The following is a 12,771-nucleotide window of genomic DNA, read 5'->3' as shown; positions in this document are numbered from 1 at the left end:
ATGAATACCCTGATTCTCGAGCGTCGCGCCACAGCGGTAATCGCGGGCATCACGGTCTTGACCGGTGCATCGCAAATGGCTTTGCCCGCTGCCCTATTGCCTTTATTGCATGTCGACCCGACGCCTGCCGCCTGCCAATTGTTTGCCACGGTCGGGATGTTCATGGTGTTGTTCGGTTGCGCTGTGCTGCATGCCCAAAAAAGGCCTGAAGCCTTGCCGGTGGTCTTGCTGTGGGCCGCTTTGCAAAAATTCGGCGCGTCCATCCTGGTGGCATGGGGCGTAGGCCATGGCGTATTTGCGGCCTTGGCTTTATTGGTGGCGACATTCGATTTTGCCAGCGGGCTGCTGTTCATCGATTTGCGGCGACGCGGAGGATAGGCATGCCGACTCTGTCGCGCTGGTTTTTCTGGGGCTACACGCTGATGTTGCTGGGTGTCGGTGTCAGTGGCGTATTTATTGCGTCGTGGGAATTGCGAGTGGTTTTTTCAGTACCAATGGACCATATGAATGATGCGGCGCGAGCCACGTTGTTGAACCAATACCGATTCTTGAAATCGCTGGAGCTGGGGTTCGGGATTTTCTGTATTGCGTACAGGCGGCGGATATTTCTTCGTTCGCTTGCGCACAAAGTGTTTCTGGCCGGCGTGTTTGCCGGCGTGGCCGCACGCATGGGAGGCTGGCTGGCCGACGGCCGGCCCAGTCCGGTATTCATAGCCTTTGCCGTGCTTGAACTCGCCACCGGCCTGCTTGTCTGGCACACGGTTCGCGGCACTGTGGGAGTCGTGAAATGAACGCTGAACATACCCCTCCAATCGCAGGCGGAGCACCGCAGGCCGCCCGGGCCCTGGTGTTGGCGGGAGGCGGCATGCGTGTGGCTTATCAGGCGGGCGTGGTCAAGGCCTTGTTCGACGAAGGCATTCGTTTTACTTTTGCCGATGGCTCTTCGGGGGGCACGATCAACCTTGCCGCATTGATGTCGGGGATTGCCCCGGACGATCTATGCGCCCGGTGGCGCGATCTGTCGGTGAAGAAATTTGCCTCGTTGCGTCCGGCTTCCGAATACCTGCACGCCGCTCGCATGCCGGCACTGGGCGACGCCGATGGCATGGTGCAGTATGTGTACCCGAAGCTGGGTGTCGACATCGGCAACATCAATGCGGCGATCGGTATCGAGGCGGCGTTCAATGTGTGCCGTTTCGATGACAAGACAGTGGTTCCCATTCCTCACACCCAACTGGATATGCAAAGGCTGGTTGCCGCCGCATCGCTGCCGATTTTCATGCCGGCGGTGCAGGCGGACGGCAGCACGTGGACCGACGCCGTATGGATCAAGGACGCCAATCTATTGTCTTGCGTAGAGCGCGGCGCGCGTGAGTTGTGGGTAGTCTGGTGCATAGGCAACACGCGCGTTTTCCAGGACGGGGTTTTCAATCAGTACGTGCACATGATCGAGATGAGTGCGGTGGGGGCGCTGAACTGGGAGCTTGCCACGATTGCCGCGATGAATGCACGCATTGCTTCCGGCGAAACGGTGCAGGGGCATAGCGAGCCTATTGTGGTTTATGTGATCAGGCCGGAGCTGCCCTTGCCGCTCGATCCGGACTTCTATCTGGGAAGAATCGATGCCGCGACCCTGATCGACATGGGTTATCGCGATGCTCGGCGTGTGTTGCTTTCACGGCAGCCGGCGCCGCTGGACAGTCGCGCCACCGCGACGCAAGAGCCCGGCATCGGCGTTACGTTCCGCGAGAAGATGTCGGGCGGGTTTGCGCTTGGCGTCAGCGACCCGCAGGCCGCGGCGGCCGCTGGCACGACCTTGACTATGAATGCAAGCATCCATATCAACGATATTGCCGCTTTTGTTGCCGACCCGCAGCACAAGGCCGACCTTACCGGCCATATCGATTTCGAACCGTTCGGCATGTCGATTCCCGCGGAATCCGGAGTGTTCGGCCTGTTTACGCCCAGTGGCGATCCCGCCCTGACCTACATGGTTTATGAGCTGGGGTTTCGGCATGCGGGCAAGTCTTATTACCTCGAGGGGAAAAAGCATGTGCGGCTCGGCGGGCCTTGGCGCCTCTGGACTGAAACCACTACCTTGTTTTGCCTGCTGCATGAAGGGGTCAATACGGCGGGCCGCGTAGTCGGCGCAGGCACGCTGCGGCTGGGGATGGCCGATTTGTTCAGGTTGCTTGGGACGTTTCACGCCACCAATGCTCCGACCGAGGGTCGGTCCATTAAAGCGTCGTGGCGGTTCTTCAGATTTTTTACAGCTGAGCTGATGCGCACGTATATACTGCGCCGGCCGCATTGAATGGCCAAGCGCATGGTTACGGATACTCCCGCACCGAAAAGCCGCATCGAGCTCTACACGCACGAGCCCATGACCAATTGGCTGTCGCCCAGCCAACTGCTGCAGACCGGAGTGCGTGCCGCCATAGCGACCACCCTGGGCTCCTACGCCGATGCGCGCGACCTGCAGGCTGTTCTGAACGTCGAGGCCCTCAAGCAGCCACTGCAAATTGCCGAACGGGATATCACCTGGATCGATTACGTGGCCGACACCGGCGATGGATGGGATTCGACCTATAGCGTTGCCTGGTCGATCAGTCGTGAGCAACTGAATGTAGCCGACGGTGCGTTTGTGCTGCCACGCGCCAATTTACTGATTCTGGGCGGCGATCAGGTTTACCCCACGCCGGCGGAAGACGGCTATCGAACTCGTTTTATCGATCCGTACCGTGGCGCATTCCCATCCGATATTCCGCCGCGCGACGAAGAAGACGCTCCGCAAATAGTGGCCATTCCCGGAAATCACGATTGGTATGACGGTCTGCGCGGTTTTACAAGCCTGTTTTGCGCCCGGCAGGCCATCGGGCGCTGGAAAACCGTGCAGCGCACCAGCTACTTTGCCGCCAGGCTGCCGCACGGCTGGTGGTTGTGGGGCCTGGATTTGCAGCTGGAATCGCTGATGGATGCGCCGCAGCTCAACTATTTCAAATGCATAGCCGCACCGCTGCTGCAGGCAGGAGATCGCGTCATCATATGCGCTCCCGAGCCGAGCTGGATCGACGAAAGCGAGCGGCTGGCATTTCAGCGAAGTCGCGCCGGCGGCGCGGGAAACGCGGCGGCAGCCAGGCCTTCTTCGCGGGAAAGCACAAGCTGGCTGCGATCGATAGAAACACAGACTCCGCGGTTCCTGAGCCTGCGCAAGATCGAAGGCCTGGTCGAAGCATGCGAAGGTGTATGCCTGGCCGCTGTCCTGACGGGTGACCAGCATCATTATGCGCGTTATGAGCCCGATGAGGCCGGCACGCTGCCGCAACGCGTTACCTGCGGCGGCGGAGGCGCCTATTTGCTGGGCACGCATCATTTGCCCGAACAGCTGTGCTTCAAGTCCGAAGCAGGAAATGAAGAGCGCTATAAGCTGAGTACCGCGTTTCCCGATGCGGCATGGTCGCGCCGTTTGCGAAATGCCGCCTGCCTGCTGCCCATCAGGAATTCGCTGTTTTGCCTTCAGTTGGCGGCCCTTTACCTGCTTTATCTGTGGGTTATACAAAGCGCCAGCAAGGTTCCAAACTCTTTCCTGGGTGGAAAGACCCTGATGGCGTATCTGGCCCAGGCGCCCGTCACCTTACATGGGTTTTTTGACACACTGTTGCCGGCGGTGGCGCATGTCATGGCGCATAGCCCGGCCAGTATGATCTTTACGCTGTTCATTGTGGTCGGGCCGGGGCTGTTCACAATGTCCAGCACCGACACGGATCGTCGCCGCGCCTGTATCGGCGGGATGTTGCACGGCATGCTGCATTTGATGCTGGCCTTCGTGTTGTTATGGTTGATGGGTTATTTCAATCTCGGCTGGGTAGCACGATCTCTGGGCATGCCCGCCGAGGTATTCCTGGATGACTGGCGCCATGTGCTGCTGTTCATTGTTGAAACAAGCGTGTTCGGCGGCGTGATTGGCGGCTTTCTGTTCGGCGGCTGGATGGTTCTTGCCGATGCCTGGTTCGGTTGGCATAGCGACGAGGTATTTTCATCGCAGGGCATTGCCGATGGCAAGAGCTTCCTGCGTATGCGGATCGATGCGGACGGCCTGACGATTTATCCGATCAAGATCGAACGGGTATGCAAGAACTGGAAGACTGGCATCGGAGTCCAGTCTCTGATGCGGGCGGGCAACACCTGGCGCCTGCGGGCATTTCCCGGCTCCGGGGCGCGATTCGTGCCGGCCGACCCCATCAAGGTCGAGCTGATCGAGACCCCGATTCATATTTCGTCTAAACCCAAGGCCCCCACATGAGCACATACGATTTTGATGCAATCGTTGTCGGCAGCGGATTTGGCGGCGCTGTGTCGGCCTGCCGGTTGGCCGAGCAGGGGCAGAAAGTGCTGGTTCTGGAGCGCGGCAGGCATTGGACTCCCGAGACATATCCCCGCGAGGCCGATGATGCCTGGATTTGGGACCAGGCCAGGCCTCACAAGCAAAATGGCTGGGTAGACTTGCGCACTTTTGCCGATATGTGGGTGGCGGCGGGTGCCGGTGTCGGAGGCGGTTCGCTCATCTACGCCAATGTTTCGGTTGAAGCAAAACCCGAGATGTTTCGCCATGGCTGGCCGCCGGAAATTACGCATGAGGTGCTGAAACCCTATTACGATAGGGTAGGCGCCATGCTCGATGTGCAGGAATTGCCCGAAGCGCAATGGAGTGAACATACCCGTCTGATGCAGGAAAGTGCGCAGAAATGCGGATGGGGCGATCGCTTTCATACGGTGCCACTCGCGGTCAGCTTCGACCGCGAGTGGCGCTACGATCTGGCCGATGCGCATGCCGATCATCACTCCAGGAAATTTATCAATGCCCAGGGGAAATTACAAGGAACCTGCGTGCACTGCGGCAACTGCGATATCGGGTGCCAGGTATCGGCCAAGAACACGCTCGACTTGAACTACCTGGCTCTGGCTGAATCGAAAGGCGCGGAGATATGGCCCCTGCATCTGGTTTGCTCACTGGAGCCTGAAGGCACAGGATGGCGCATACATGCCGACTGCATCAAGAGCGGACAACGCAGGCGGCGAATCATAACGGCGCAACGTGTCATACTGGCCGCAGGCTCTATCGGCTCCACGGAATTGCTGCTGCGGTGCCGCGACCAACACCGCAGCCTGCCGGCATTGTCTTCGCGCCTGGGCCACGGCTGGGCATTCAATGGCGATTTCGTGACGCCCGCGTTTTACAAATCGCGTGCCGTATCGCCCTCCCGCGGAGTGACGATTTCCAGCGCCATCGACTTGCTGGATCGATCTGTCGATGGACAGGCCCTGTTTATTGAAGATGGCGGCATACCCAATTTACTGGGCGCGTTCATCAAGCGCCGTGTCAGGCATGCGGGATGGGGAAAGCTGCGGCGTTCATGGAAGGAACTGGGCGCTTTGCTTGATGCGGAGGATCCGTTTGCCAACATGATGCTCTGGTTTGGCCAGGGGGTCGATGCATCCGACGGGCAAATGTATCTGGGTCGTCCCTGGTACGCTCCCTGGCAACGTTCCCTGAAAATGCACTGGCATTATGAACGTTCGGAGGCCATGGTCGAGGCGATGGCCGCGGTGCACACTCGCTTATCCCACGCAACCGGCGGCGAGCCATGGGTGCCGCCTACCTGGACTTATCTGCGCAATTTGATTACGCCCCATCCGCTGGGCGGCTGCAATATGGGCTTGACGGCGGCGGAAGGCGTGGTGGATGCGCGGGGCCGCGTATTCGGGTATGAAAACCTGTATGTGATGGATGGCTCGACCATACCGCGAGCGATAGGGCTGAATCCGTCGCGAACGATAGCGGCGCTGGCTGAATTGAATTGCGAGAGGTTGGGGCGGGATGGCTAGGTTCCAGCGCAAAGATTGTATTGTGCGTAGGGCGGATGACGTCGAGTCAGTGTGCCGCCCCGCCGTGGCTCGGCCGAAATTATTTTGTGTCAAGAACGGGCTGCTGGGTCCCCCAGGGCATGAGGGGGACGGTCGAGACGCTGTTGAACGGAGAACCGTCGATGATTTTCTCGCTGACGACCAGGTACACCAGTGTGTTGTTGGCTTTGTCCACAAGCCGGGATACATTCAGTCCCTTGAACAGGAAGCTCATCCGGTGCGTGAAGACGCCTTCCTCGATTGCTGGAATTTTCTTCTTGCTGATTATGGGCCCCGTCTGACGGCAGGCCAGCGAAAAGCGCGAAGGGTTCTCGGCAAAGCCGAGCGCCCCCGAAATTCCACCAGTTTGCGCATACGACACATGGCACACCACGCCGTCGATATCCGGATCTTTGAATGATTGCACGCAGACCTTGTCGTTATTGACGACGCGCCAGGTGGTGCTGACGCAACCGACTTTCTCCGCGTGGGCGGTATGGCCGAACAGGCTGGCGGTTGCCAGGGCAATAAAGACGAGTAGCTGTTTCATGATAGATACACCATTGAGGCTGCTGAGGAGGCGTAAAGATTCTAGCCGATCCGTCCAGCTGGATGATTTCATGAGGCCATAAGATTATTTTCAGGCCAGCTCAGATCAGGCCAGCTCAGCGACCGGCCTGGGCCAGCAGGCCTTCCAGTGCCAGGCCCACATCCAATATATGGCGGTCCCGATTGGCGGCGCCGGCTATCATCAAGCCCACGGGCGCGGTGCCCGGGGCATGGCAAGGTATGGACAGCGCGCAGCCGTTCAAGAAATTGATAAAGGTGGGATTGCGCAAAATCAGGCCGTTGGCGGCGAAATAGGCGTCGTCCGAGCCTTGCAGTTCTTTGATTGACGGGGCAATCACGGGTACGGTGGGCATCAGCAAGGCATCGAACGGTTGAATGCGGCGTTCGACCGCGGCGATCCATTCGGGCCGTATTTGCAACAGCTCGATGTAGTCGGCGGCGCTCATGTTCTTGCCTCGCAGGATGCGCGATGAAACCCGTGGGTCGTAGCCGGCTTCCCGGTCGGCCAGGAGCTTTTGGTGCCAGGCCCAGGCCTCGGAACATGTGAATCCGCCATTGCGGTTGATGTATGCGAGTTGTTCGAATTCGGGCAGATCGATTCTTTCAATCCGGCCACCATGGCTTTCGATCGTATCAAGGGCCTTTTGGAATGCCGCGCTTACATGCTCGTCGGCGCCGTCGAGCGCCAGCGTCGAGGGGACGGCAAAGCGCAGTTGCCGCAGGACGGGCGCCACAGGCGCGTTGTAGGCTTGCCCGGCCATGATGGCATCGAGTATGGCGCAGCAGCTTACCGACGCGGCCAATGGCCCGATCGAATCCAGGGTCCAGGACAAGGGCAGGGCGCCTTGCGTGGGCACGCGGGCCGCCGTGGGCTTGAAGCCTGCCAGCCCGCAAAATGCCGAAGGAATGCGCACCGATCCGCCGGTATCGGTGCCTATGGCCGCAACCGACATCTGGTCGGCAACCGATACGGCCGCTCCCGATGATGAGCCCCCCGAGATTCGCCCAGTGACCCGATCCCAGGGGCTGCTGGGCGACCCGTAATGCGGGTTCAGGCCCAGGCCCGAAAATGCAAACTCGCTCATATTGGTGCGGCCGACTATTACCGCGCCCGCATCGATCAGCCGCTGGACTATCGTCGCGTTTTTGGCGGCGGGGGCCGAATCTTTCAGTACCACGGAGCCGGCCTGCGTGATATCGCCGGCGACATCGAAAAGGTCTTTGACCGAAATCGGCAGCCCATCGACGGGCGAGCGGGTCAAACCCGCGGCGCGCAGCACATCGGAGGCCTGTGCCGATGCAAGTGCCTGAGCCCGGTAGGTTTTGGTAAATGCCCGGTTTCCTTCGCCTTGAGGATCGGCGATGCGCGCCAGTGCCGCTTCGGTCAGCTCTACAGAGCTAGTCTTGCCTTCGGCCAGAGTATTTTGCAGGGCGAGTAAAGTGGGAAGCATGGGAAATCAGCCTGAAGTAAAGGAGTTGGGTCCGTGGCGGAGATTGTAGGATGGAATGCAATGGCTCAGGCGATTTCCGGCAGAACCGTGCTTGCATACGTATGCTTGATACGGCGATTGCGTTTCGGGTCGAACAGTTCCATGGTAAATACGGGCGATGTACGAATCCCGCCGATCGCGGCGACTGTGCCGCAAGTCATGCCTGCGTGCCCGGGTATGGATGCCTGCCCGAAATGGCCTTGAATCAGCTCAAGAGGAGGGCGCAAAGACGCCAGCGCACCCTCCTGGTACAGCACTGTCCGGCCGTTTTCCTCGATCCATGAACGCAGGATCAGGTCATCCCAGTAATCGGCGACTTCGCTGTACAGCCAGGCTTCGCGCGCCACAGGCTTGATGCACAATTGCTTGGATAGCGCGACGCTATGCGCCTCCAGCTTACGGTCGGTGTGGTCCGAGGCCACGCTGACCAGCATGCGGCCCTGATGAGAAAAGACAAAGACTTCGGCCTCGCCCGAGGAGCCGTCGCCAACCACTTCGACTTTCGATTCCTGCGATAGCTGATTTGAAGCAATACGATAATAAAGTGGTACCGCGCTGGGGCGGGGTACGCCGATTTCGGCCAGCTCTTCAATATGGTGTTCGATGGCGGCCAGATCGCGGCCGGCCCAGCCGGCGACGATGCACGTCGTAATATCGACTTCGATGGATTCGGCTTTGTGTTCCGAAGCAAGACTGAATAATAGTTTCATGATTGTTGAGCAGGTAAATGAGTAAACGGGGAGATCGTCAACCGAACAGATTGGGCAGCCACAGCGCCAGGTTGGGTATCAGCGCGAGCAGCCCGATCATGGCCATCAGCATGATCACGAAAGGAATGCTCCCCAGCATGACGGCGTTCATGCTGCCCCCCTTGCGCAGGCTTTGCACCACGAACAGGTTCAGCCCTACTGGCGGGGTAATCAGGGCGGCTTCGACCAGAATAATGATCACAATGCCCAGCCAGACCGGGTCGTAGCCCAGGGCAATCATGATCGGGGCCACAATGGGAATCGTGGTGATCATCATGGACAATGTTTCCATGAAGCAGCCAAGTATCAGGTAGAACACCACGACGATGAGCAGCATCCATCCCGGCGCAAGGCCCAGTCCGGTAATGGTATTGGTCAGTGCGGTGGTCAACCCTGTGGCGGCCATGATGAAGTTGAGAAACGCGGCACCCACCACGATCAGCATGATCATGGCCGTTGCCTTCATGGTGCCTTCAAGCGATTCCCGCAGCATGGCGAATGTCAGCCTGCGTACACAAGCCGCCAGAATCAATGCCCCCACGACACCCAGTGCCGCGGCTTCGGTAGGTGTTGCCAGCCCTGCATAAATGGAGCCGACGACCAACAGGAAAATTCCCAGCGGAGGTATCAGGTGGATCAGGCTGGCGAAGCGTTCGCTCCAGGTCGCCTGGATTTTCTGTCCGCCCCATTTCGGCTTGACGATACATGCGGCGGCAATCGCAAGCATGAACAAGGCCGCCATGCCCAGGCCGGGAATAATGCCCGCCAGATACAGCTTGGGCACTGAAGTGTTGGTGAGCACCCCATAGATGACCAGGTTGATGGATGGCGGGATCAGTATGCCCAGGGTTCCTCCGGCGGCCAGGCTGCCCAGGAACAGGGATTCGTTGTAGCCTTTCTTCGCTATTTGGGGAATGGCGACCGTACCCACCGTGGCGGCCGTGGCAACGCTGGAACCGGACGTGGCCGCAAACAGCGCGCTGGCGCCGATATTGGCGTGCATCAGGCCGCCCGGCAGCCAGGACAGCCACAGGCTCATCGAGTTGTACATTTTCTCCGCCAGGCCGGATCGCAGCAGGATTTCGCCCAGCATGATGAACAGAGGTATGGCCACCAGCAGGAATTCGTTGCTGGTGCTCCAGGACACTTCGCCTATGGCCCGCGTCAAGGGCAGCATCGAGTACAGAGGGTCCAGAATCAACCCCAGCAGGCCCAGGGCGGCGCCCACGGGGATGCTCAGCCCGATTAAGACCAGTAAAGCAACCAGTGCGGTGGTAATCATGCTGTTTCTCCACGGACCATGCGTTCGCCGGCTTCGGCTTCTTCAGTGGCTTCGTCTTGCGTGCTGCGAATGCCGCATATGGCTTGAATCGTGGCCAGGTCGCCGGTGATCAGTGCGATGGACGAGCGCACAAGCATGAGGGCCAGGACGACGCACAGCCAGATCAGCCCCACTACCCACAGGTATTGGGGAATCCATAGCGGCGTAGCCAGGATGGTATTGGCGGTCGAGTTCCTTTCCCAGGAAACCAGGGCCACGTCGTTGGCATAGCGAGTCAGGTAGACAATGAAGACGGCCAGGCTGACCAGGGCGACCCAGTCGAGCAGGGCGCACAGGCGCGGCGGTAAACGCTGGTACAAGGCATCGATGCGGATATTGGCTCGCTGCAGCGTGGCAAACGAAAGTGCCCACGACACGCTGATGGCAAAGGCATAGCCTGACAATTCGTCGGAGCCTCCCAGCGTAAAACCAAGGAATTTCCGCGCAATGACGTCGGCGGAAATATAGATTGCGCTCGCCAGGGTCAGCGCGCCCGCGACCCACATTGCAATGCGCGACAGGGTAGTGGCCTTGCTCAATAACTGGTTGAGCAAGGTATAACGATCTGATGATGTCATGATGGTCACCGTGTGGAGATTGGGGGCGGTTCACGGTTTCACCGGAACCGCCCCCAGAGCATCGCGCCGGCTACTTGGCGGCGGTGATGTGCAGCAGCTTGCCTATGGTGTCGTTGAAGTCTTTGACACATCCGGCCGAGCAGCGCGCGGCCCACTTCGGCACTACTGTTTCAGCAGTGATCTTTTTAAGCAAGGCACGATCGGCTTCGCTGGGTTCGACCAGTTTCATTTTGCCCTTCACGGGCAGCGGGCAGGCGGCGGCACCCGTGTTGCAATCGTAGCCTTCCTGCGTTTCCTTGGCCGCGGCTTCCCAGATATGGTCGGTCATGACGTTGAAGTTTTTCTGTATAAAGTCCTGGACCTTGGGATCCAGCTTGTTCCAGTAGGCCAGATTGGCGGCGTGAATCTGCTCGTTCCAGTTGATGGGAAGCGCATACAGATGTGTGCTGACTTCGTACCATTTGGCCGAGTAGCCCGACATGGAGCCTGTGATGGCGCAGTCGACGACACCGTTCTGCAGAGCGGGCACAACGTCGCCAAAGGCCATGGTTACACTGGTTCCGCCCAGGGCCTGCACGAACTCGGCGGTAGTGCGGCTGCTGGTGCGCACCTTTTTACCTTTCAGATCGGCCAGGCTCGAGATGTTTGCATTGCAAAACAAAACCTGTGCGGGATAGGTGGAAAATCCCAGTACCTTGATATTGTTTTTCTCGTAGTACTTCTTGTAAACGGGGGCGAATGCGTCGGTCACTTCGCGCGCCACTTTGGCGCTGGGCGCGAGGCCCGCCAGGTCTATGGCTTCATTGATCGGGTTGTCGCTGGCAAAGTAAGCCAGGGTGGCCGTGCCTATGGGTATGACGCCCTGGCCAATCAAACGCAGTATTTCCGGGCCCTTCAGGCCCATTTCGTTGAAGCCCTTGATGGTTGCCGTGACCTTGCCTTCGGACAGGTCCGGTACCGTTTTGGTCCAGAAAGGCTGTTCGAAATTCTGATAGGCAGTCAGGTTGCTCAAGCCGCCGACGACTTGCAGATGTGTTTTGGGCAGGTTGGGGACTTTTTCCTGTGCGAGCGCGGCGGTGCCGAAAAGCAGGCTGCCGATGGCAAGGGTCGAAAGAAATAGACGTTTCATGGGGGCATCTCCTGGATGATAATCCGACGATATGATTTCTGTGCTTTGCGCGTCGGACCGCGTGTGGGTGCATTGCAACCGAACCTGGCGCTACCGTCCAATTATTAATTCGTATCCGCTGTGATAAGAATTTGTTATGAGCGCTTGGCAGCTATGTCTTGCGCCAATTGTGCGACCCGGTGCGCGGTATGACTGTCCGGAGACTCTACCCAGCAGGCATAGAAACGGATGTCGGGCAATACCCCATCGACATCCAGCAGACACAATTCACCCTGCGAAATTTCATTGACTATGACTGCCGGGGCAATGACGCTGGGGCCCATGCCGCTGCGCGTCATGTGAACGATGGTGCTTAAAGAGGCGCTGCCGTATATTCGCGGCGTCTTGACGCCGGATTCCGCGATCAGCGCCTTGACCGCCTGATAGGGCAGGCTGAGTGAAGGGTAGGTGATGATTGGGTAGGTTGCGGCCAGTTCGGCTACCGACACACGCCGTCCGTGCAGCTTGAGGCTGGGGCTGGCCACCCAGGCGAGGGAATAGTCGCACAGATGCAGATGATGCTCTTTCGGATTCTGGGATGTTCCCACCAGCAGGGCCAGGTCGATCTGGTGCGAGTTGAGCTGGGTGCGCAAGACATGGCTGGTGTCTACATGAATTTCAACGACCAGCGCCGGGTATCGATCGTGCAACTGTTCGATCAGGCGATGCAGCCAGGTTTGAACCAGCGTTTCCGCGACACCCAGCCGCAGCGTGCCGCGCATGGCATTTTGTTCTTTGGCCACGCTTAGCATTTCATTACGCATGTCGAGCATGCGCTGTGCATGCGAGAGCAGCTCCTGGCCTTTTTCCGTAAGCTTGATGCCGCGCGCGCCGCGCTCGAACAGGCGCACGGCCATGATCGATTCCATGGCGGCAATGCGCTGGGAAATAGCGGGCTGCGTGGTGTGCAGCTTTTCGGCGGCGGCGCGAAACCCTCCAAGTTCGGCCACCCAGACAAAGGTTTCGATTTGCTTGAAATCGATCATGAGGC

At 59.0% G+C, this 12,771-nt stretch carries 12 protein-coding genes; 5 read left to right on the top strand and 7 right to left on the bottom strand.

The window, feature by feature from the left end; all coding sequences use genetic code 11:
- From ACYVIS_RS03590 to ACYVIS_RS03570, 5 genes are read left to right on the top strand one after another with little or no spacing between them, the layout of a single operon-like run.
- Positions 1-378 carry a hypothetical protein gene (locus ACYVIS_RS03590; protein ID WP_232741343.1) on the top strand — a complete coding sequence of 126 codons (378 nt, stop codon included), beginning with the start codon at positions 1-3 and terminating at the stop codon, positions 376-378.
- A 2-nt stretch (positions 379-380) separates the two neighbouring features.
- Positions 381-791: a DUF4345 family protein gene (locus ACYVIS_RS03585; RefSeq protein ID WP_232741342.1), complete on the top strand. Its 411-nt coding sequence runs from the start codon at positions 381-383 to the stop codon at positions 789-791.
- The gene (locus ACYVIS_RS03580) at positions 788-2,314 is read left to right on the top strand and encodes a patatin-like phospholipase family protein (protein WP_460873294.1); all 1,527 of its coding nucleotides are present in this window, start codon (positions 788-790) and stop codon (positions 2,312-2,314) included. The genes ACYVIS_RS03585 and ACYVIS_RS03580 overlap by 4 nt, the downstream gene beginning before the upstream one ends.
- 12 nt (positions 2,315-2,326) lie before the next feature.
- Positions 2,327-4,303: a preprotein translocase subunit YajC gene (locus tag ACYVIS_RS03575; protein ID WP_460873293.1), complete on the top strand. Its 1,977-nt coding sequence runs from the start codon at positions 2,327-2,329 to the stop codon at positions 4,301-4,303.
- Positions 4,300-5,886, top strand: a complete 1,587-nt coding sequence (locus ACYVIS_RS03570) for an FAD-dependent oxidoreductase (RefSeq protein WP_232741339.1) — start codon at positions 4,300-4,302, stop codon at positions 5,884-5,886. Before ACYVIS_RS03575 ends, ACYVIS_RS03570 begins: the two co-directional genes overlap by 4 nt.
- A 79-nt stretch (positions 5,887-5,965) precedes the next feature.
- Here ACYVIS_RS03570 and ACYVIS_RS03565 read toward each other — a convergent pair whose 3' ends face one another.
- The 7 genes from ACYVIS_RS03565 to ACYVIS_RS03535 form a co-directional block, all read right to left on the bottom strand.
- Positions 5,966-6,454, bottom strand: coding sequence for a CreA family protein (locus ACYVIS_RS03565; protein WP_232741338.1), 489 nt, complete (start codon positions 6,452-6,454; stop codon positions 5,966-5,968).
- A 115-nt stretch (positions 6,455-6,569) separates the two neighbouring features.
- Positions 6,570-7,925, bottom strand: a complete 1,356-nt coding sequence (locus tag ACYVIS_RS03560) for an amidase (RefSeq protein ID WP_460873292.1) — start codon at positions 7,923-7,925, stop codon at positions 6,570-6,572.
- Positions 7,926-7,990: 65 nt separating this feature from the next.
- Positions 7,991-8,674, bottom strand: coding sequence for a DUF2848 domain-containing protein (locus tag ACYVIS_RS03555; RefSeq protein ID WP_460873291.1), 684 nt, complete (start codon positions 8,672-8,674; stop codon positions 7,991-7,993).
- A 37-nt stretch (positions 8,675-8,711) separates the two neighbouring features.
- Complete coding sequence (locus ACYVIS_RS03550) at positions 8,712-9,995, bottom strand: TRAP transporter large permease (RefSeq protein WP_460873290.1); 1,284 nt, start codon at positions 9,993-9,995, stop codon at positions 8,712-8,714.
- Positions 9,992-10,612 carry a TRAP transporter small permease subunit gene (locus ACYVIS_RS03545; protein ID WP_232741334.1) on the bottom strand — a complete coding sequence of 207 codons (621 nt, stop codon included), beginning with the start codon at positions 10,610-10,612 and terminating at the stop codon, positions 9,992-9,994. Before ACYVIS_RS03545 ends, ACYVIS_RS03550 begins: the two co-directional genes overlap by 4 nt.
- Positions 10,613-10,682: 70 nt before the next feature.
- The gene (locus tag ACYVIS_RS03540; protein WP_460873289.1) at positions 10,683-11,741 is read right to left on the bottom strand and encodes a TRAP transporter substrate-binding protein; all 1,059 of its coding nucleotides are present in this window, start codon (positions 11,739-11,741) and stop codon (positions 10,683-10,685) included.
- Positions 11,742-11,875: 134 nt separating this feature from the next.
- Positions 11,876-12,766, bottom strand: coding sequence for a LysR family transcriptional regulator (locus ACYVIS_RS03535; RefSeq protein WP_460873288.1), 891 nt, complete (start codon positions 12,764-12,766; stop codon positions 11,876-11,878).
- Positions 12,767-12,771 lie beyond the last annotated feature (5 nt).

This window comes from Paralcaligenes ginsengisoli, from assembly GCF_054781135.1.
The sequence above is the reverse complement of the archived record's forward strand: the minus strand, read 5'-3'. Positions and strand labels throughout refer to the sequence as shown.

Excerpts from the sequence above, each read along its gene's own strand:
- ACYVIS_RS03545 (WP_232741334.1), bottom strand. The coding sequence starts at position 10,612 with ATGACATCATCAGATCGTTATACCTTGCTCAACCAGTTATTGAGCAAG.
- ACYVIS_RS03585 (WP_232741342.1), top strand. The coding sequence starts at position 381 with ATGCCGACTCTGTCGCGCTGGTTTTTCTGGGGCTACACGCTGATGTTG.
- ACYVIS_RS03570 (WP_232741339.1), top strand. The coding sequence starts at position 4,300 with ATGAGCACATACGATTTTGATGCAATCGTTGTCGGCAGCGGATTTGGC.
- ACYVIS_RS03580 (WP_460873294.1), top strand. The coding sequence starts at position 788 with ATGAACGCTGAACATACCCCTCCAATCGCAGGCGGAGCACCGCAGGCC.
- ACYVIS_RS03565 (WP_232741338.1), bottom strand. The coding sequence starts at position 6,454 with ATGAAACAGCTACTCGTCTTTATTGCCCTGGCAACCGCCAGCCTGTTC.
- ACYVIS_RS03555 (WP_460873291.1), bottom strand. The coding sequence starts at position 8,674 with ATGAAACTATTATTCAGTCTTGCTTCGGAACACAAAGCCGAATCCATC.
- ACYVIS_RS03575 (WP_460873293.1), top strand. The coding sequence starts at position 2,327 with ATGGTTACGGATACTCCCGCACCGAAAAGCCGCATCGAGCTCTACACG.
- ACYVIS_RS03590 (WP_232741343.1), top strand. The coding sequence starts at position 1 with ATGAATACCCTGATTCTCGAGCGTCGCGCCACAGCGGTAATCGCGGGC.
- ACYVIS_RS03550 (WP_460873290.1), bottom strand. The coding sequence starts at position 9,995 with ATGATTACCACCGCACTGGTTGCTTTACTGGTCTTAATCGGGCTGAGC.
- ACYVIS_RS03540 (WP_460873289.1), bottom strand. The coding sequence starts at position 11,741 with ATGAAACGTCTATTTCTTTCGACCCTTGCCATCGGCAGCCTGCTTTTC.
- ACYVIS_RS03535 (WP_460873288.1), bottom strand. The coding sequence starts at position 12,766 with ATGATCGATTTCAAGCAAATCGAAACCTTTGTCTGGGTGGCCGAACTT.
- ACYVIS_RS03560 (WP_460873292.1), bottom strand. The coding sequence starts at position 7,925 with ATGCTTCCCACTTTACTCGCCCTGCAAAATACTCTGGCCGAAGGCAAG.